The 18,254-nt window shown below is 69.1% G+C and carries 16 protein-coding genes and 1 pseudogene; 8 read left to right on the top strand and 9 right to left on the bottom strand.

The window, feature by feature from the left end:
* Positions 1 to 71 precede the first annotated feature (71 nt).
* From AC099J_RS24125 to AC099J_RS24110, 4 genes and pseudogenes are all read right to left on the bottom strand, one after another.
* Positions 72 to 1,298, bottom strand: coding sequence for an MFS transporter (locus AC099J_RS24125; RefSeq protein WP_479617839.1), 1,227 nt, complete (start codon positions 1,296 to 1,298; stop codon positions 72 to 74).
* Positions 1,299 to 1,327: 29 nt separating this feature from the next.
* On the bottom strand, positions 1,328 to 1,522 hold the full coding sequence (locus tag AC099J_RS24120) for a hypothetical protein (protein WP_479617838.1): 195 nt from the start codon (positions 1,520 to 1,522) through the stop codon (positions 1,328 to 1,330).
* 58 nt (positions 1,523 to 1,580) lie between these two features.
* Positions 1,581 to 1,871, bottom strand: a pseudogene (locus AC099J_RS24115) (LysR family transcriptional regulator substrate-binding protein); the annotation flags it as partial.
* A 16-nt stretch (positions 1,872 to 1,887) separates the two neighbouring features.
* On the bottom strand, positions 1,888 to 2,691 hold the full coding sequence (locus tag AC099J_RS24110; RefSeq protein ID WP_479617837.1) for a class I SAM-dependent methyltransferase: 804 nt from the start codon (positions 2,689 to 2,691) through the stop codon (positions 1,888 to 1,890).
* A gap of 199 nt (positions 2,692 to 2,890) precedes the next feature.
* Here AC099J_RS24110 and AC099J_RS24105 point away from each other — a divergent pair, with 199 nt between their 5' ends.
* From AC099J_RS24105 to AC099J_RS24090, 4 genes are read left to right on the top strand one after another with little or no spacing between them, the layout of a single operon-like run.
* A complete protein-coding gene (locus tag AC099J_RS24105; RefSeq protein WP_479617836.1) occupies positions 2,891 to 3,094 on the top strand; it encodes a DUF2256 domain-containing protein in 204 nt (67 codons plus the stop codon).
* Positions 3,087 to 4,658, top strand: coding sequence for a cryptochrome/photolyase family protein (locus AC099J_RS24100; RefSeq protein ID WP_479617835.1), 1,572 nt, complete (start codon positions 3,087 to 3,089; stop codon positions 4,656 to 4,658). The genes AC099J_RS24105 and AC099J_RS24100 overlap by 8 nt, the downstream gene beginning before the upstream one ends.
* A 31-nt stretch (positions 4,659 to 4,689) precedes the next feature.
* The gene (locus AC099J_RS24095) at positions 4,690 to 5,448 is read left to right on the top strand and encodes an SDR family NAD(P)-dependent oxidoreductase (RefSeq protein ID WP_479617834.1); all 759 of its coding nucleotides are present in this window, start codon (positions 4,690 to 4,692) and stop codon (positions 5,446 to 5,448) included.
* 29 nt (positions 5,449 to 5,477) lie between these two features.
* Positions 5,478 to 6,404, top strand: a complete 927-nt coding sequence (locus AC099J_RS24090; protein WP_479617833.1) for a hypothetical protein — start codon at positions 5,478 to 5,480, stop codon at positions 6,402 to 6,404.
* Positions 6,405 to 6,449: 45 nt separating this feature from the next.
* Here the strand turns inward: AC099J_RS24090 and AC099J_RS24085 are convergent, their stop codons facing one another.
* The 3 genes from AC099J_RS24085 to AC099J_RS24075 are packed head-to-tail and all read right to left on the bottom strand — an operon-like array spanning position 6,450 to position 10,610.
* A complete protein-coding gene (locus AC099J_RS24085; protein ID WP_479617832.1) occupies positions 6,450 to 8,156 on the bottom strand; it encodes a tannase/feruloyl esterase family alpha/beta hydrolase in 1,707 nt (568 codons plus the stop codon).
* Positions 8,153 to 9,013 carry an alpha/beta fold hydrolase gene (locus AC099J_RS24080; protein ID WP_479617831.1) on the bottom strand — a complete coding sequence of 287 codons (861 nt, stop codon included), beginning with the start codon at positions 9,011 to 9,013 and terminating at the stop codon, positions 8,153 to 8,155. The genes AC099J_RS24085 and AC099J_RS24080 overlap by 4 nt, the downstream gene beginning before the upstream one ends.
* Positions 9,014 to 9,059: 46 nt before the next feature.
* On the bottom strand, positions 9,060 to 10,610 hold the full coding sequence (locus AC099J_RS24075; RefSeq protein WP_479617830.1) for a benzoate-CoA ligase family protein: 1,551 nt from the start codon (positions 10,608 to 10,610) through the stop codon (positions 9,060 to 9,062).
* Positions 10,611 to 10,880: 270 nt separating this feature from the next.
* On the opposite strand from AC099J_RS24075, the gene AC099J_RS24070 reads away from it, so the two are divergent.
* The 4 genes from AC099J_RS24070 (at position 10,881) to boxA (ending at position 16,495) form a co-directional block, all read left to right on the top strand.
* Positions 10,881 to 11,828 (top strand): helix-turn-helix transcriptional regulator, encoded by a 948-nt coding sequence (locus AC099J_RS24070; RefSeq protein WP_479617829.1) that lies wholly within the window; start codon positions 10,881 to 10,883, stop codon positions 11,826 to 11,828.
* A 118-nt stretch (positions 11,829 to 11,946) separates the two neighbouring features.
* Positions 11,947 to 13,620, top strand: a complete 1,674-nt coding sequence (gene boxC, locus AC099J_RS24065) for a 2,3-epoxybenzoyl-CoA dihydrolase (RefSeq protein WP_479617828.1) — start codon at positions 11,947 to 11,949, stop codon at positions 13,618 to 13,620.
* 29 nt (positions 13,621 to 13,649) lie between these two features.
* A complete protein-coding gene (boxB, locus tag AC099J_RS24060; protein ID WP_479617827.1) occupies positions 13,650 to 15,077 on the top strand; it encodes a benzoyl-CoA 2,3-epoxidase subunit BoxB in 1,428 nt (475 codons plus the stop codon).
* Between the two features lie 140 nt (positions 15,078 to 15,217).
* A complete protein-coding gene (gene boxA / locus AC099J_RS24055; RefSeq protein WP_479617826.1) occupies positions 15,218 to 16,495 on the top strand; it encodes a benzoyl-CoA 2,3-epoxidase subunit BoxA in 1,278 nt (425 codons plus the stop codon).
* A gap of 113 nt (positions 16,496 to 16,608) precedes the next feature.
* Here the strand turns inward: boxA and AC099J_RS24050 are convergent, their stop codons facing one another.
* Entirely contained in the window at positions 16,609 to 17,493 is an 885-nt protein-coding gene (locus tag AC099J_RS24050) for an alpha/beta hydrolase (RefSeq protein ID WP_479617825.1), read from the bottom strand.
* Entirely contained in the window at positions 17,490 to 18,149 is a 660-nt protein-coding gene (locus AC099J_RS24045) for a TetR/AcrR family transcriptional regulator (RefSeq protein WP_479617824.1), read from the bottom strand. The genes AC099J_RS24050 and AC099J_RS24045 overlap by 4 nt, the downstream gene beginning before the upstream one ends.
* Between the last annotated feature and the right edge of the window lie 105 nt (positions 18,150 to 18,254).

Below are 18,254 nucleotides of genomic sequence, written 5' to 3'. Positions count from 1 at the left end.
CGACGCGCGTTTGGTTCAGACGCCCGGCGGGCAGCGCGGGAACGGCGGCCCGATACGCAACCCGTGCCGGCTCAGCGCGCCTGCCCATCCGGTAGACGCCCCGGAATCCAGTACCCCAGCGCCGCCGCCGCCGCGAACCCGATCAAGCCGATGGTGGCAATCCCCGCCGCCAGCGACAGGCTGCCCGCCAGAAACGACAGCAGCGCCGGCCCGCACGAGCTGCCGATGTCCGACATCAGCCGCCACACCCCCAGGAAGTGCGCCCGCCCGTGGCGCGGCGCGTGGTCGGCGCCCAGCGTCATGATCATCCCCGACCCAATGCCGTTGCCGAAGCCAACGGCCAGCGCGGCGATCAACAGCGAGGTGAAGCCGGTGGCAAGCGGCATCAGCAACAGCGCCGTGCCCATGATGACCATCGACGGCACCGCCACCCAGCGCCTGCCCTTGTGGTCCATCAGCTTGCCGGCCGGGTAGAACACCAGCATGTCGATGCCACCGGCCAGGCCATACACCAGCGATGCCACGGCTGGGGCCAGCGCGAGATGGTCTGCCCACAGGGGAATGACCACCTGCCGCGACGATCGCACGGCACTGACCAGCAGCACGCCGATGCCCAGCGTGAGGAACACCCGGCGGTGGTCGCGCAGCGTCGAGACGATGGTGATGGAGGCAGGCGGCGCCTGGCCGGCCGGCAGCGGCGGCGCCACCAGATCCGGCACGCGCGCGCCCAGGGCCGCGGCACCCAGCACGCCGGCGATGCCGACACCGAAGGCCGCCGACAGGCCGAACGCATGCACCGCCGCCGCCCCGGCAAACGGGCCGATGAACATGCCGATCCGCATCACCCCGCCCAGCGTGGACAGCGCCCGCGCGCGGTATTGGACCGGCACGGCGTCCGACATGTAGCTCTGGCGCGCCAGGTTGTAGATGGCCTGCGACATGCCGACCATCAGGCAGCCGGCCGCGAACAGGCCCAGCCGCGACGTCGATACGCACAGCACCATGCCCAGCGCGCTCCAGATGCCCGCGCCGACGATGGCGCGGCGCTCGCCCCAGCGCATGGTGATCAGCGAGGCCGGGATGTTGTTGAGCAGCGAGCCGATGCTGATCAGCGCGACGACCAGCGCGGCCATCGGCACCGAGGCGCCCAGCTCGCGCGCCATCAGGGCAATGATGGGCAGGATGGCGCCCTCGCCCAGGCCGAACAACAGCGAGGGGCCGAAGGCCGGGATGGCGATGCGGCGAAAGGAGAACCCGGCGGACGCGGGAGCGGCGGGTGGGGGAGAAGGGGGCGCCATGCGGGCCGCTCGGGGGGTGTCGGGCCGTTTCAGTGTTCCATGAGCCGCTGCACCTGAATCACGTTCCCAGACCACACGCCCCCTGGGGGCAGCGCGCGAATGGCGGCCTTTTGGTCGTCGCTCAAGCTGTGCTCACTGGCGATGTAGTGCTCGCTCACGCGGAATCGGTGAACGCCTTTGTCGTCTGCATCGGGCAGGAGGAGGCTGATCTCGTACATGGTCATGCCGCGATTTTCAGGGACAGTCGCCGCCGGAGCGGGCCTCGCGCGACCCACCGTCCGCTCAGCGCTCCTTCATGCTCCACAAGGCCGCAAGCGCCACCTGCGTCGCGGCGTCATCCAGCTTGGTCCGATGCGCAATGCCCAGGGCTCTGAACAGAGGCGGCTGCAGCGGCCGCGTACTGATGCGGGGATCGGGTGCCGGCGCGCCTGCTTCGTGCGGCAACAGCGCTGCGCCATAGCCTGCCGCGACGAGGCTCTTCATCGCATCGTTGAAGTTCAGCTCGATGCGCGGCTGCGGGCGCTCGCCGGCGGCGGCGAACCATTCGGCGGTCTGGCGGGCCAGCCGGGTTCCGAGAGCCCGCCCGCCGTTAAGCCGTGCCCTTCACCGCCCAGGCCAGCGCAGCGTAGGAGCGGGGGCCATCCGGCTCTCCGTCCAGGTATGCCGACCTGACCCCCGCCCCCAGCCTGGCCCGCTCCGTCGCGTCCAGCGAACCCACGTACTCGGCGGCCGGCCCTTCCTTGCCGACATAGGGCGCCCAGTAGTCGGCAAATTCGGTGAACTCCATGCGGATCTGCAGCGTGGTCTCCACGACATCGGCGAAGCCGGCGTTGCGCCATGCCGCAGCCAGTTCGCCCGGCCGCGTCATCGGCCGCGTGTAGTTCCTGGCGCGCCGTTCCACGGCCTTGGGGTCCAGCGCTGCGGCGGTGTCGAAGAACATGCGGTTGGCCACGAAGCCACCGCGCACGTCCCACACGGCCGCTCCCACCACGGCGCCCGGCCGCGCCACGCGGCGCATCTGCACCAACGCGGCCCGCGTGTCCGGCACGAAGTGCAGGACCAGCAGCGACAGAACGGCGTCGAAGTGCTGGTCCGGGAAGTGCAGGGCGCAGGCATCGCCCACGCTGAACTGCACGCCCGCGCCGGCGTACCGCGCTGTTGCGGCCTCGACATAGATGGGTGACAGGTCGACGGCGTGGACCTGCGCGTTGGGGCTGCGGGCAACCACGGCGCCAGCCAGATGGCCCGTGCCGCAGCCCACGTCCAGCACGCGGGTGGCGGCGCCGAGGTCGATGAAGTCCAGGAACGGCTGCGCGAGGCGGCGGCTCCAGCGGCCCATGGTCAGCTCGTAGCCGTCGCCATCGGTCGCGAGGAAGGTGGATGAGGTGTGCATGGGCGGGCTCCACGGTGTGGGCAGCGGGTGGAAGACCCGCACGTTCAAGAGGAAGGTTAGACCGATTCTTGTGGCGTTGCCAGACAGGCACATGGGCAGTTTGAGGCCCGCCCGTGGCCGTATGACTTGGGGTTGAATCGAGGTTTCATGCAAACCATGCGGGTAAACGGTACATTTCGGCGTCATGCGCTAAAAAATCATGCGTCAAACCCAACTCAATCAGAAGTCAAACCCTGTGCCATCGTTCAAAGGCAACAAGGCATCGCTGCCCAGCAAGCTGTGCGTGGCCTGCGGGCGGCCCATGGTCTGGCGCAAGCGCTGGGCGAAGAACTGGGCCGAGGTGAAGTTCTGCTCCGACGCCTGCCGACAGCGCGGCCACGCGAAGGCGCCAGCCGATGCCTGAACTGCGCGCGTTGGTCATCGTGCTGGGCGACCAGCTGGACCGCCAGTCGTCGGCGTTCGACGGGTTCGACTCCGCGCATGACGCCGTGTGGATGGCCGAGGTCGCAGAAGAGTCCACGCACGTCTGGTCCGCCAAGCAGCGCATCGCCGTCTTCCTGGCAGCGATGCGGCACTTCGCCGAGGGCCTGCGCACCGAAGGCTGGCGCGTGGACTACACCGCGCTCGACGAGGCCTCGGACAGCGGCACGTTGGCCGATGCACTGCGCCAGGCCATCGCACGGCTGAAGCCCCAGCAGCTGGTGCTGTGCGCGTCCGGCGACTGGCGCGTCTACCAATCGATCCGCAGCGTGGCGAAGCTGGCCGACCTGCCGCTCGACGTGCGCGACGACCGGCACTTCTACTGCACCGTGCGTGAGTTCACGACCCACGCGCAGGGCCGCAAATCCCTGCGGCTCGAGTACTTCTACCGCGAGATGCGCCAGCGCCACGGCGTGTTGATGGAAGGGCGCAAGCCCATCGGCGGCCAATGGAACTTCGACGCCGAGAACCGCGGTGCGTTTGGCCCGGGCGGCCCCGGCGCGCTGCCCGCGCCGCCGCGCTTCGAACCGGATGCGACCACGCGCCAGGTCATCGGCCTCGTCAACACCCGTTTCGCTGACCACCCCGGCACGCTCGACAGCTTTGGCTGGCCCGTGACGCGTGCGCAGGCACTGCAGGCACTCAGCGCCTTCATCGACCACCGCCTGCCGCTGTTCGGCCAGTACCAGGACGCGATGTGGCCGGGAGAGCCGTGGCTGTACCACTCGCTGTTGTCGGCCGCGCTCAACCTGAAGCTCTTGAGCCCGCAGGAGGTGGTGCAGGCGGCCGAGGCGGCGTATCACGCGGGCCGTGCGCCGCTTGCCAGCGTGGAGGGCTTCGTGCGGCAGATCCTCGGCTGGCGCGAATACGTGCGCGGCATCTACTGGACGCAGATGCCGTCCTACCTCGACCTGAACGCGCTGGACGCGCAGGAACCGCTGCCGGCGTGGTACTGGACGGGCGGCACCGACATGGCCTGTCTGCACGACGCGATCACGCAGACGCTGACGCATGGCTACGCGCACCACATCCAGCGCCTGATGGTCACTGGTCTGTACGCGCTGATGCTGGGCGTGCAGCCGCAGCAGGTGCACGCCTGGTACCTGGCGGTCTATGTGGACGCGGTCGAGTGGGTCGAGCTGCCCAACACGCTGGGCATGAGCCAGTACGCCGATGGCGGGCTGATGGGCAGCAAGCCCTACATCGCCACCGGCAAGTACATCGAGCGCATGGGCGGCGCGCTCTGCGCCGGCTGCCGCTATGACCCCGCGCAGCGCGAGGGCGCGCGCGCCTGCCCGTTCACCACGCTGTATTGGGATTTCCTGATGCGCCACGAGGCGCTGCTGGCCGCGCACCCGCGCATGGCGCTGCAGGTGAAGAACCTGGCGCGCCTGAGCGATGCGCAGCGGCAGGCCGTGGTCGAGCGGGCCGGCGCCATCCGGCGCGGCGAGGTCGGGCTGCTTGCAGCGGCCTCTCCGGTGGCTTGACTCTTCATTTCTGAACCAACGAACCGACACCATGAACGCTCCACACAATTTCGTGGCCCTGGTCACCGGCGCACGCGGCGGCATCGGCGCCGAGGTGGTGGCCCGCCTGCGCAGCGCCGGGCACCGCGTGGCCGCCGTCGGCCGCGACGCCACCGCGCTCGCCACAGTCCAGGCCGACGCGCATCTCGCGTTCGACACCACCACCGCCGAGGGCGCCGCCCAGGCCATCGCCGCCTGCCGCGCGCAACTCGGCGCGGTGCCCACCTTGCTTGCGCACTGCGTCGGCAGCACCTTGATCGCGCCGCTGCACCGCACCAGCCCGGCCCAGTACCGCGAGGTCATGCGCATCAATCTGGACAGCGCCGTCTACATGCTGCAGGCCTGGGTCGACGCGATGCGAGAAGCCGGTGCCGCAGGCGAGGGCGGCGCGGCGGTGTTTGCATCGAGCGTGGTGGCCCGCATCGGCGTGGCCAACCACGAGGCCATCGCCGCGGCCAAGGGCGGCATCGAGGCGCTGGTGCGCAGTGCGGCCGCCACCTACGCGCCGCTGCGGCTGCGCGTCAATGCCGTGGCGCCAGGCATGACGGACACGCCGATGACCGCCAGCATGCTGCGCGTGGACGCCATGCGCGAGGGCGCCGGCAAACAGTACCCGTTGGGCGGCGTGCAGAGCGCAGCGCAGGTGGCCGATGCCATGGCCTGGCTGCTGTCCGAGGCTGCCGCGCGCATCACCGGCCAGGTGATTGCCGTCGACGGTGGCTTCACCACCATTCGCCCGCTGGTTCGGTGAGGCGCGCACGCGACCCGACGAGGAACGACATGGAACACACAGCACATCCCGTCTCGCGCCGCGCCATGTTGGCCGGCCTGGCACTGCCCTGGCTCGTCGCCGGGTGCAGCACACCGCTGCCGCTGGGCCCGGCACCGGGTGCCGATGCCGATGCGGCCAACGCCGCCGATGCCATTGCACGGCTGCGCGACACCGCGCTGGCCCACGGCCTGCTTGCCTACCGCCAGTTGACCGACATCAACGTGGCCTACAACGGCGAATGGCGGCCGCTGATCGACCGCATCCAGCCCGAGCTGGTCGATGCCGGCTTTCGGGGCCGCTCCGAAGAGCGGCTGCTGCCGCGCCAGGGCCTGGTCGCGCAGGCCTACACCGGTCCCAAGGGCCGCAAGCAGGTGGTGTGGCGGCGTGGCGCTGCGGTGGGCACCAGAGATGGCCTGGGCGACGTGTCGGTCTGGCTCAACGGCGTGCGCAGCAGCGACACCGCCGCGCAGGACGCCGCCGCGCTGGTGGCCGAGGCCTATGGCCTGTTCCTGCTGGGCCCGCTGTGGCTGGCCGACCGCGGCCTGCCGGTGCGCACGCGCGGCACCGAGCGTGTCGATGGCCGCCTGTGCGATGTGGTCGATGTGTGGCTGCGGCCGGGCCTCGGCCGTGTCGCGGCCGACCGTGTGGCGCTGTGCATCGACCGGGGCGACGGTCTGGTGCATCGCATGCGCTTCACGCTCGAAGGCTTTGTGAACACGCGCGGGGCGGTGGCCGAGGTGGACACCTTCGAGCACGAGCGCCACTTCGGCGTGGTGTGGCCGATGCGTTCGTACGAGCGCGTCGTGCACCCGCTCGCACTGCCGGCGCACGACTGGCGCATCACCGGACTGGATGTGAACCGGGGCTACGCGGCGAACGACATCAGCGGCGCGACGTTCGCCGGTGCGGCAGCGGCGCCGGCCAAGGCTCGGTAGCCTGCCGGTGGCCGGCCCGCCAACGCGGGGCCGGCACCAGCCGGGTCACGGTGCCGATGCGACGCAGCGGTAACTGTCCGCGCTGAGCGTGTCGCCACCCACATACCGCGGATAGTTCGGATAGCGGCACAGCGGCCGCGTGGCAAGCGTGGTGTAGGGCGCTGCCGTGGCCTTGCGCACCTGCACGAGCGCATCGGCCGGGGCCGTGCCGGCGCTGGCCCATTGGTCCAGCGTGGTCAGCATGTCGTGGTTGGTGGGCACCTCCACACCCGTGGTCAGGCTCGTGGCGCCGCCCCCGTGGTGCGAGGCGGGCGACACGTACAGGCGCATCGACTTGTCGGCTTCGGCCTGGCCCAGGCGCGTGACCACGCTTTGGTGGTACTGGATGCCGGCCACCGCACTCTGCGCCATGTCGCCCGCGTTCTCGCGAATGATCAATTTGCCGCCACGGCGGAAGAACGCGGACAGATCCGGGTTCGTCGCGTCCATCAGCGCCGAGACCTCCTGGATGCGCGCCGCGTAGGCCTGGGCCGTGTAGTTGCGCACATCGAAGCTGGCGTCGCGCGCGATCACGTAACGGGCGTAGCTGCCGCCGTAGTTCACGCCGCGCGCATCAGTGGCCAGCGGCGTGGGCACCGTGGGCACGGCGCCGGTCGACACCCAGCGCGCGATGCCTTCGCCGCCCGTCTGGATCTCACCGCCGAACAGGCGGCCGGGGTAGGTGGTGATGCCGTTGGCCAGCGCGAACGGCATCACGGTGGGGCCGTAGGCGGCCTTCAGCGTGGCCAGTTGCGGGTCCGACAGGCAGCTGTCGGCGGTGTCCGCGCCGGCCGGGCAGCGCAGGCTGTCCAGGTTGAAGCGCGTGGGGCAGCCCAGGTAGTCGTTGACCACGCCATCGGCCAGGCCGTCCAGCGCATCGCAGGCGGTGTTGACGGCGTCGGCCACCGTGCGCACCTTGGCCGCGCTCAGCGTGCCGCCGTTGAACTGCGGCTGCGTGAAGTTGATGAAGCCGTTGAACAGGCCTGTCCACTGGATGACCGGCACCACCGAGACGATGCCGTCGAAATCCTCGGGGTAGCGCTGCGCCATCGCCAGACCTTCGCGCCCGCCTTCCGAGCCCCCGTAGAAGTATTGGTGGGCCGGCGCGCGCAGGTAGTACTCGCGCAGCAGCGCGTGCGCCACGTCCTTGACCTTTTTGTAAGAGGCGTGGGCGAAGTTCTCGAACATCTCGTCGTTCAGCGCGAACTTGCCTGGGTCGGTGGTGTTGTAGGCCGCAGCGTCATGGCCCGAGTCGGTGCCGAAGGTGGCGTAGCCCTGCGCCAGCGGCTGGGGCTGGCCGGGCGCGGCGTCGCGCAGCGCGGCCGTGCCGGTGGTCAGCGTGCCGTTGAAGCCGCCACCGCCCACCATCAGCGCCTTCTCGTTCCAGGTGAGCGGCAGGTTCAGCTGGAAGCGGATGGCGTCCGCGCCCTCTGTGCGCGCGGCCAGTTCGCCCTGCAGTTCGCAGTATTCGGGCAAGGCGCCGGCGGCCGCGACCAGCGTGGCACGCGTGACGGTGGCCGCACCGCTAGGCAGGCCGATGGCGTTGGCGGCGACGGTCTTGCCGCCAAGCTTGGGGCAGGACTGCTGCAAGGCCGCGCGGTCGGGGATCGGCGCGTCAGGGTCGCAGGCGGCCAGCAGGGCCAGGGCACCCAGGCCCAGGCACAGTCTTGCGCCGTGCCGCAGCCGCGCCTGGGGGGGCGAAGATGTCGTCATAGCGTCTCCTCGGTGCGCGTGCTGCGCTGTTGTTGTACCTGGCTGGATGCCTGGTGGTGGATGAAGGCTTTGGTCGCCGCGATCACCGCCTGCGGCTGGTCGCGGTGCGGCGAATGGCCGCAGGCCGGCAGTTCCAGCAGCTCGGTGCTGGGCACCGCCCACTGGATGTTGCGGATCTGCGCCAGCGTGCCGTAGGCGTCGTCCAGCCCCTGCATGGCTAGCACGGGGCAGCGGATGGCGGTGATCTCCGCCTCGATGTTCCAGTCCCGGAACGCCGGGTCGAGCCAGATGCGGTTCCAACCCCAGAAGGCCGAGTCCGGCTCGTCGTGGTAGCGCGCCAGTCCGGCGCGCAGGTCGCTGGTCGTGTAGGTCTCGCGCGCCTTGTCGATGTTGGCCACCGTGATGTCTTCGACGAACAGGTGCGGCGCCAGCAGCACCAGGCCGGCCACGCGCCGCGGGTGGTGGGCCGCGTACAGCAGCGCGATGGAGCCACCGTCGCTGTGGCCGAAGAGCCATGGCTTGCCGGTGACGCCCAGCGCGTGGAACAGCGGGGGCAGCACTTCATCGGCCTGGCGGTGCATGAAGTCTGGCGCCCACGCCACGTCCGCCTCTCGCGGGGTCGAGCGGCCATAGCCGGGCCGCGAGAACACCAGGCCGCGCATGCCGCAGGCCTCGCACAGCTGCTGCGGGAAATCCTTCCACATCGCCAGCGAGCCCAGGCCCTCGTGCAGGAACACCAACAGCGGGGCGGCGGCCGGCGCTTCGTTCGTACCAGCAGGCGTGATCCACTGGTGCTCGATGCGCACCGTGCGGCCGCGCCAGCCGATGTCGACGAAAGCTTCGCGTAACTGCGTCATGTCGATATGCCTTGGCAGGGAAGATGGACGTGTCGGATCTCGCCGTTCATTGTGCTTCGCGTTCGCGCAGCCGAAAGCGCTGGATCTTGCCCGTCGCCGTCTTCGGCAGCTCGGCCAGGAACTCGATGAGGCGCGGGTACTTGTACGGGGCCAGCCGCTCCTTGACGAAGGCCTTCAACTCCTCGTCGCTCGCGCCGGCGCCATCCTTCAGCACCACGAAGGCCTTGGTCTTGGTCAGGCCCTCGGCATCCAGCGTGCCGATGACGGCGGCCTCCAGCACGGCGGGGTGCTGCATCAGCGTGGCCTCCACTTCGAATGGCGAGACGTAGATGCCGCTGACCTTCAGCATGTCGTCGCTGCGGCCGGCGTAGGTGTAGTAGCCGTCGGCGTCGCGCACGTACTTGTCGCCGCTCTTGGTCCAGCCGCCCTGGAAGGTGTCGCGCGTCTTCGCGCGGTTGCCCCAGTACATCAGCGCGGCGCTGGGCCCGCTGATGTAGAGATCGCCCACTTCGCCATCGGCGACCGGCCCACCGTCTTCGCCGCGCAGCTGGATCTCGTAGCCGTCCACCGGCTTGCCGGTGGTGCCGTAGCGCACGTCGCCCGGGCGGTTGGACAGGAAGACGTGCAGCATCTCTGTGGAGCCGATGCCGTCGATGATGTCGCAGCCGAAGTGGGCCTTGAAGCGGTGCGCAATGTCGGCCGGCAGCGCCTCGCCGGCCGACGAGCACATGCGCAGCGCCACATCCTTGCGCGCCGGCAGCCGGGGCGACGCCAGCATGCCGGCAAAGCCCGTGGGCGCGCCGAAGAACACCGTCGGCTGGTGCGTGGCCCGCGTCCAGCGCTGGAACACAGCATCGGGCGTGGGCCGCTCGGCCATCAGCAGCACGCTGGCGCCCACGCTCAGGGGGAAGGTCAGCGCATTGCCCAGCCCGTAGGCGAAGTACAGCTTGGCGGCGGAAAAGCACACGTCGCGCTCGGTCAGGCCCAGCACGGCCTTGCCGTACAGCTCGGCCGTCCACCACAGGTTGCCGTGCGTGTGGACCGTGCCTTTGGGCTTGCCGGTGGAGCCGGAGGAATAGAGCCAGAAACCCGGGTCGTCGGGCGTGGTGGCGGCCGGCGCGCCCAGCGGCTCGGCCTGGGCCAAGGCGGTGTCGAACGCCAACGTGCCGGGGGGCAGATCGCCCTGCGGCTGCGCGACCAGCACCGTGCCGAGCTCGTGCGCGGCCGTCTCCATGGACGACACCAGCGTGGGCAGCAGCGCGCCAGACACCAGCGCGGCCTGGGCGCGGCTGTGCTCCAGCATGTAGGCGTAATCCTCGCGCGTCAGCAGCGTGTTGACGGCGACCGGCACCACGCCCGCGTACAGGCAACCGAGGAAGCTGACGGGCCAGTCGTGCGTGTCGTGCATCAGCAGCAGCACGCGTTCCTCACGGCGCAGGTCGGCTGCGCGCAGGGCACCTGCCAGTTGGCGCGCGCGCTGCTCCAGCTGACCATAGGTCAGCGCGCCCCGGTCGTCGATGTAGGCGACGCGTTCAGGGCGGGCGCGGTTCAGCGCGAACAGGTGCTCGGCAAAGTTGAAGCGGGCGGGCAGGCTCATCGTGGTGTCTCCGGTGTCTTCCGTCGTGCGCCTGTGGGCTCGGCGCTTGCAGCGCGGCTGTGCTGGCGCCGCTTCCCGCCGCGTGCTGGCGCAGTAGTTCCATCATCGCGCCAGGCTTTCGTGGGCGGGGGTCGCGCCGTCTTGCGGCGGCCGGTTGCATGCAGTATCGTGCGTGTGGCCAAACCATAGTAGGCGCCAAGACCCATGTCAAGCAATATAGTGCATGCATGGTGTTAACCCTGAGAATGCGGCATGGGGATCGACAAGCGAATGAACGAAGACAGTGCAGTGGCAACGGCAGGTCGCGCCGTGGCCACCAACGAAACCTCTGGCGTGGCCGCCGAGCCGGCCGAGCCGCGCGACGCCTTGCTGGCCGCGCTGGGCGACCGCGTGCGCAGCCTGCGCGCGCGCCGGGGGCTGACACGCCGGGCCGTGGCCGTGGCGGCCGATGTGTCCGAACGGCACCTGGCCAATCTGGAATACGGCATCGGCAATGCGTCCATCCTGGTGTTGCAGCAGGTGGCCGGCGCGCTGCACTGCCCGCTGGCCGAGCTGGTCGGCGATGTCACCACCAGCTCACCTGAATGGCTGCTGATCCGCGAACTGCTGGACGGCCGCACCGAGGCCGACCTGCGCCGCGTGCGCCTGGCCATCGGCGAACTGCTGGGCACGGCCGCCGCCGACCCGGGCCGTGCGCGCCGCATCGCGCTGGTGGGGCTGCGCGGGGCCGGCAAGTCCACGCTGGGCCAGATGCTGGCCGACGACCTGGATCTGCCCTTCATCGAACTCAGTCGTGAGATCGAGAAGATGGCCGGCTGCAGCGTGCGCGAGATCCATGACCTGTACGGCACCAACGCCTACCGCCGCTACGAGCGCCGCGCACTGGAAGAAGTCGTGCAGATCTACAGCGAGGCGGTGATCGCCACGCCCGGTGGCATCGTGTCCGACCCGGCCACCTTCAACGAGCTGCTGGCGCACTGCACCACCGTCTGGCTGCAGGCCGCGCCCGAGGAACACATGGGCCGCGTGGCCGCCCAGGGCGACACCCGGCCGATGGCCGCCAGCCGCGAGGCCATGGACGATCTGCGCCGCATCCTGGACGGGCGGGCTGCCTTCTATTCCAAAGCCGACATGCGCGTGGACACCAGCGGCAAGACCTTGCAGCACGCGTTCGAGCTGTTGCGCGGCGTGGTGCGGCAGTCCATCGCCGCGCACTAGAAGAGCCTGGACAAAAAAGCCAGCCAGGCATTGACGCGCGACAAAACATGCACGATGATGCATGCCAGACAAGCGATGTGCACTATTTTGCCTGTTGCCCGCCCCAAGGAGACCTGCCATGACCGACCCCACCGCTTCTGCGTCCCCCCAAGTCGACTACCGCGTCGACCCCAGCCAGTACCGCCACTGGAAGCTCAGCACCGACGGCGCCATCGGCAAGCTGACGCTGGACATCGCGGAAGACGGCGGCATCCGCCCGGGCTACAAGCTCAAGCTCAACAGCTACGACCTGGGCGTGGACATCGAGCTGTACGACGCGCTGAACCGCGTGCGCTTCGAGCACCCTGAAGTGCAGTCCGTCATCGTCACCAGCGCGAAGGACCGCATCTTCTGCTCGGGTGCCAACATCTTCATGCTGGGCCTGTCCAGCCACGCGTGGAAGGTCAACTTCTGCAAGTTCACGAACGAGACCCGCAACGGCATCGAAGACTCGTCCAAGCACGAGGGGCTGAAGTTCCTGGCCGCAGTCAATGGGGCGTGCGCCGGCGGTGGCTACGAGCTGGCCCTGGCCTGCGACGAGATCGTGCTGGTCGATGACCGGTCCTCGTCTGTTTCTTTGCCCGAAGTCCCGCTCCTGGGTGTGCTGCCCGGCACCGGCGGCCTGACCCGCGTGACCGACAAGCGCAAGGTGCGCCACGACCTGGCCGACATCTTCTGCACCAGCGTGGAAGGCGTGCGCGGCCAGCGTGCGGTGGACTGGCGACTGGTCGATGCGGTAGCCAAACCCGCGCAGTTCGGCGCGGCGGTGCAGGAACGGGCGACGCGCATGGGCGCCGCAGGTGGCCGTTCCACGGCGCCGAAGGGCATCACGCTGCCGCGCATCGAGCGTGAAGACACGGCGGACGGCATCGCCTACGAACACGTCAAGGTCGTGATCGACCGCGCTCGCCGCACGGCCACGCTGACGGTGAAGGCGCCCACCGGCACGCAGCCGAGCGACATCGCCGGCATCGAGGCTCTAGGGGCCGCCTGGTGGCCACTGGCCATGGGCCGCCAGCTCGACGACGCCATCCTGAACCTGCGCACCAACGAACTGGACATCGGCACCTGGCTGCTGAAGACCGAGGGCGATGCCGCCGCCGTGCTGGCCGCCGACGCTGCGATCCTTGCCAACAAAGACCACTGGCTGGTGCGCCAGACCCTGGGCCTGCTGCGCCGCACCTTCGCGCGCCTGGATGTGTCTTCGCGTTCGCTGTTCGCGCTGGTCGAGGCCGGCTCGTGCTTTGCCGGCATGCTGGCCGAACTGGCCTTTGCCGCCGACCGCACCTACATGCTGGCCCTGCCGGACGATGCCGACAAGGCGCCCAAGCTCACGCTCGACGACTTCAACTTCGGCCTGCTGCCGCTGGTCACCGAGCAGAGCCGCCTGCAGCGCCGCTTCTACGAAGAGACCGGCCCGCTGGACGCAGCCCGCGCAGCAGCCGGCCAGCCGCTGGACGCCGACGCCGCCATGGCGCTGGGCCTGGTCACCGCCGCACCGGACGACATCGACTGGGACGACGAGATCCGCATCGCACTGGAGGAGCGCTCCGCGATGTCGCCCGACGCGCTGACCGGCCTGGAGGCCAACCTGCGCTTCGCCAGCAAGGAGAACATGGTCACGCGCGTCTTCGGCCGCCTCTCGGCCTGGCAGAACTGGATCTTCCAACGCCCCAACGCCGTCGGCGAAAAGGGTGCGCTCAAGCTGTATGGCAAGGGCGAAAAAGTCGGCTTCGATTTCAACCGCGTCTGAACGTCATTCCAAGCTTCAAGGAGATTCCCATGAGCACGATCAACTACAGCGAAAAGATCCCCAACAACGTCAATCTGTCGGAAGACCGCACGCTGCAGCGCGCGCTCGAAGGCTGGCAGCCCAACTTCATCCACTGGTGGGACGACGTCGGCCCGGAAGCCTCGACCAACCACGACGTCTACCTGCGCACCGCCGTCAGCGTCGACCCGAACGGCTGGGCCCAGTTCGGCCACGTGAAGATGCGCGACTACCGTTGGGGCATCTTCCTGAACCCGGGCGATGCCGAGCGCAAGATCCACTTCGGCGACAACCTGGGCGAGAAAGCCTGGCAAGACGTGCCCGGCGAATACCGCGCCAACCTGCGCCGCATCATCGTGACGCAGGGCGACACCGAGCCCGCCAGCGTCGAGCAGCAGCGCCACCTGGGCCTGACCTGCCCCAGCCAGTACGACCTGCGCAACCTGTTCCAGGTCAACGTGGAAGAAGGCCGCCACCTGTGGGCCATGGTCTACCTGCTGCAAAAGCACTTCGGCCGCGACGGCCGCGAAGAGGCCGACGCGTTGCTGCAGCGCACTTCGGGCAGCGAGGACAACCCGCGCATCCTGGGCGCCTTCAACGAGAAGACGCCGGATTGGCTGGCCTTCTTCATGTTCACGTACTTCACCGACCGCGACGGCAAGTTCCAGCTCGCCGCGCTGGCCGAGAGCGCGTTCGACCCGCTGGCCCGCACCACCAAGTTCATGCTGACCGAAGAGGCGCACCACATGTTCGTGGGCGAGAGCGGCGTCTCGCGTGTGATCCAGCGCACGGCGCAGGTCATGAACGATCTGAAGACCGACGACCCGCAGCAGGTGCGCGCGGCCGGCGCCATCGACCTGGGCACGGTCCAGCGCTATCTGAACTTCCACTACAGCGTGACCATCGACCTGTTCGGCGCCGACCAGTCGAGCAACGCCGCCATCTTCTACAGCTCGGGCCTGAAGGGCCGCTACGAAGAAGGCAAGCGCACTGACGACCACCAGCTCAAGGGCCAGACCTACAAGGTGCTCGAAGTCGTCAACGGGCAGCTTGTCGAGAAGGAAGTGCCGATGCTCAACGCCTTGAACGAGGTGCTGCGCGACGACTTCATCAAGGACTCGGTCGCCGGCGTGAACCGCTGGAACAAGGTGCTGGAAAAGGCCGGCATCCCCACGCGCCTGGTCGTGCCCCACAAGGCCTTCAACCGCCAGATCGGCGCGCTGGCCGGCATCAAGTTGTCGCCCGAGGGCCGTGTGGTGAGCGAGGCCGAATGGGCCGCGAAGAAGGCCGAGTGGCTGCCCACGCCGGAAGACTTCGCCTTCGTCGCTTCGCTGATGGGGCGCGTGGTCGACCCCGGCAAGTTCGCCGGCTGGATCGCGCCGCCGGTGATGGGCATCAATCGCCAGCCGGTGGATTTCGAGTATGTACGTTTTGGCTAACCCCCAGTCTCCGCGCACTTCGTGTCGCTCCGCCAACCCCCTTGCAGGGGGCGCACCCAGCGGCCTGGCAGAGCCAGTTCCGCGGGTGCCCTGGCATGGAGCATCTCCGTTGGTGCTGTAGCAAAAAGAAGGAGACTCCCATGGACATGGCCGTACACGCTGCAGTGATCAAGCAGCACCTGATCGACCCCGAGATCTGCATCCGCTGCAACACCTGCGAGGCCATCTGCCCGGTCGGCGCCATCACGCACGACGACCGCAACTACGTCGTCAAGGCGGACGTGTGCAACAGCTGCATGGCCTGCATCTCGCCGTGCCCGACAGGCTCCATCGACAACTGGCGCACCATGCCCACGGTGCGTGCGTATTCGATCGAGGAGCAGCTGACCTGGGACGAACTGCCGGCCGAGTGGACGGCAGATCAACTGGCCGCCGAGGGCGTGGGCCATGCAGAAGTTGCCACGCCCGCCGCAGCCCCGGCGCCCGAGCAGGCCGCGCCCGAGCCGGGCACCGTGCCCTTCAATTCCGCGCAGTACGGCGCTACTCTGCCCCCCTGGTCGGCCGCGCACGCCTACACCAACCTCTACACGGCGAAGAAGGCGACCACCGCCACCGTGGTCGGCAACTTCAACTGCACCGAGGCCGGCTTCGACAGCGAGACGCACCACGTCGTGCTGGACTTCGGCGCCATGCCGTTCCCGGTGCTCGAAGGCCAGTCCATCGGCATCGTGCCGCCCGGCAGCGATGCGCTGGGCCGTGCGCACCAGCCGCGCCAGTATTCCATTGCCAGCCCGCGCAACGGCGAGCGGCCGGGCTACAACAACCTGTCGCTCACCGTGAAGCGCGTCGTCGAAGACCACCAGGGCAAGCCCGTGCGCGGCCTGTGCTCCAACTACGTGTGCGACTTGAAAGTCGGCGACAAGGTGCAGGTGGTCGGCCCGTTCGGCAGCAGCTTCCTGATGCCCAACCACCCGAAGTCGCACATCGTCATGATCTGCACCGGCACCGGCAGCGCACCGATGCGGGCGATGACCGAGTGGCGCCGCAGGCTGCGCAACAGCGGCAAGTTCGAAGGCGGCAAGCTGATGCTGTTCTTCGGCGCGCGCACGCAGCAGGAACTGCCGTACTTCGGTCCGCTGCAAAGCCTGCCCAAGGACTTCATCGACATCAACTTCGCGTTCTCGCGCACCCCTGGCCAGCCGCGCCATTACGTGCAGGACCGCATGCGCGAGCGCGCGCCGGATCTGGTGCAGTTGCTCAAAGACGGCAACACGCATTTCTACGTGTGCGGCTTGAAGAGCATGGAAGAGGGCGTGGTGCTGGCGCTGCGCGATGTGGCGACCGAGGCGGGGTTGGATTGGGAAGCGGTGGCTGCCGGGCTGAAGCGCGAAGGGCGCCTGCATCTGGAGACCTACTGAAGCCGGCGCCGGGACAGACCTGGCGTCCACTCGGCTTCCACTCGGTTTCTCACACGGCTTCTCACGCCGCTGCTACCCGGCTTCTATCCGGCCTTTGCCGGCCTCTACCGGCTCTATCCGTCCAGCCCCAGCAACTGCCGCACCAACGCATGCGCGCGAGCCTGCGGGTCGGCCAGCTCGTGCAGCACGTTCATGTGGTGGCGTCCCGGCACGCTCTCGCACACCGGCACTGCGGCCTCGCCCCAGCGCTCGCGGATCAACGCGTTCTGGCGCTGGAACTCTTCACTCTCGTCGCCGCCGACCAGCGCCATCAGCGGGCCCGGTGGCGCCGGCATCCATGCCGGGCTCAGCCGCAGGGCCTCGGCTTCGGTCAGCCGCAGATCGGGCGCCAGAAAGGGCGCGTGGCGCAGCGGCTCCAGCTCGTACAGGCCCGACAGCGACAGCACCCCGCGCAGCGGCTGCGCCGGCATGCGCGGCTCGACATCGCGCCAGCGGCAGGCCAGCAGCATCGTGGCCAGGTGGCCGCCGGCGGAATGGCCGGCCACGGCGATGCGGCTGCGGTCCACGCCCAGCGTGTCGGCCTCGCGCCAGATCCACACGATGGCGCGCACCAGCTGCATGACGATGTGCGCGATGCTGACGACCGGCGCCAGCGCGTAGTTCGGCAGGATCACCGAGACACCTGCCTGCACGAACGGCGTGGCGATGAAGCTGTGGTCGCGCTTGTCCAGCGCGCGCCAGAAGCCGCCGTGGATGTAGACCAGAAGCGGCGCACCCGCGCCCATGCCCGGCTGCGCGGCGGGGAACAGATCCAGCGTCTCGTTCTGGCCCTTGCCGTAGCGCAGGTCGAGCCGCCCCACCAGAGAGGCGCGCGCGGCCTCGGAGGCCTCGGTCCAGTACTGCAGGATGGCGGGGTGCTCCGGGATGGCGGCGCGCGTGTGGTACTGCGCGTCGTACCAGGCGGGCGGGTGCTGCGGCATGGCGGGCGTCTCCTTCATCGTTTGCGGGTGGGCAGGGGCAGGCCGGCCTCGCGCATCGCGGCGTCGACCATGGCGTCGGCCATCCACAGCGCGGTGCGCTCGACCTCGCGGTCGGACACGCCCCAGATGTCCTTCAGGATCACATAGGGCTCGATGCCGTAGACGACCGACAGCGCGCGGTGCAGCCGGTCATACACGGTCTTGGGCAGCGTCGGCGCCAGCGGCTCCAGCGCGTGTTCGAGGATGCCCACGCGGTGGCCGCGCCGGTAGGGCTCTTCCTCCAGCAGCCCGGCCCGTGCCAAGGCCCACTGCTCCAGCGCCAGCTGGGCGGCGGCGCGCAGCTGCGGCTCGAACTCCTTGAAGCGCGGGAACGTGCTCTTGAACAGCTCGTGCAGCCGCGCACGCGCATCCGGCAGGTCGGACGCATGGCTGCGCACCGGGCCGAGCGAGGTGTCGATGACGGCCGTCACCAGCGCACTGCGGCTGGGAAAGTAGCGGTAGGCCGTGGCGCGCGAGACGTTGGAGCGCACGGCCGTCTCTGCCACGGAAGGGATGTGCCCGTCCTGCTGAATGATGGCCATGGCCGTCTCCAGCAGCAGCTTGAAGGTCGAGGCCTTGACGCCGCGCTCGGGCGCGCAGGGTGGCGGGGTGACTTGGTGTTTGGGACGCGCCATGCGGGTTTGTACCGGTCGTTGCGGGCTTGTTCGGTCTTGTGAGTGTCCGCGCTTGCTGCTTATGATGCGCCACCTTCAATTTGAGACGCAAGTCTTATATTGGAC

It is taken from the genome of Rhodoferax sp. RT4P68 (assembly GCF_056521305.1).
The sequence above is the reverse complement of the archived record's forward strand: the minus strand, read 5'-3'. Positions and strand labels throughout refer to the sequence as shown.

Coding starts and splice junctions, on each gene's coding strand:
- boxA (WP_479617826.1), top strand. CDS start 15,218: ATGGACATGGCCGTACACGCTGCAGTGATCAAGCAGCACCTGATCGAC.
- boxC (WP_479617828.1), top strand. CDS start 11,947: ATGACCGACCCCACCGCTTCTGCGTCCCCCCAAGTCGACTACCGCGTC.
- AC099J_RS24045 (WP_479617824.1), bottom strand. CDS start 18,149: ATGGCGCGTCCCAAACACCAAGTCACCCCGCCACCCTGCGCGCCCGAG.
- AC099J_RS24095 (WP_479617834.1), top strand. CDS start 4,690: ATGAACGCTCCACACAATTTCGTGGCCCTGGTCACCGGCGCACGCGGC.
- AC099J_RS24075 (WP_479617830.1), bottom strand. CDS start 10,610: ATGAGCCTGCCCGCCCGCTTCAACTTTGCCGAGCACCTGTTCGCGCTG.
- AC099J_RS24105 (WP_479617836.1), top strand. CDS start 2,891: ATGCGTCAAACCCAACTCAATCAGAAGTCAAACCCTGTGCCATCGTTC.
- AC099J_RS24120 (WP_479617838.1), bottom strand. CDS start 1,522: ATGACCATGTACGAGATCAGCCTCCTCCTGCCCGATGCAGACGACAAA.
- AC099J_RS24070 (WP_479617829.1), top strand. CDS start 10,881: ATGAACGAAGACAGTGCAGTGGCAACGGCAGGTCGCGCCGTGGCCACC.
- AC099J_RS24110 (WP_479617837.1), bottom strand. CDS start 2,691: ATGCACACCTCATCCACCTTCCTCGCGACCGATGGCGACGGCTACGAG.
- AC099J_RS24050 (WP_479617825.1), bottom strand. CDS start 17,493: ATGAAGGAGACGCCCGCCATGCCGCAGCACCCGCCCGCCTGGTACGAC.
- AC099J_RS24085 (WP_479617832.1), bottom strand. CDS start 8,156: ATGACGACATCTTCGCCCCCCCAGGCGCGGCTGCGGCACGGCGCAAGA.
- AC099J_RS24090 (WP_479617833.1), top strand. CDS start 5,478: ATGGAACACACAGCACATCCCGTCTCGCGCCGCGCCATGTTGGCCGGC.
- AC099J_RS24080 (WP_479617831.1), bottom strand. CDS start 9,013: ATGACGCAGTTACGCGAAGCTTTCGTCGACATCGGCTGGCGCGGCCGC.
- AC099J_RS24125 (WP_479617839.1), bottom strand. CDS start 1,298: ATGGCGCCCCCTTCTCCCCCACCCGCCGCTCCCGCGTCCGCCGGGTTC.
- boxB (WP_479617827.1), top strand. CDS start 13,650: ATGAGCACGATCAACTACAGCGAAAAGATCCCCAACAACGTCAATCTG.
- AC099J_RS24100 (WP_479617835.1), top strand. CDS start 3,087: ATGCCTGAACTGCGCGCGTTGGTCATCGTGCTGGGCGACCAGCTGGAC.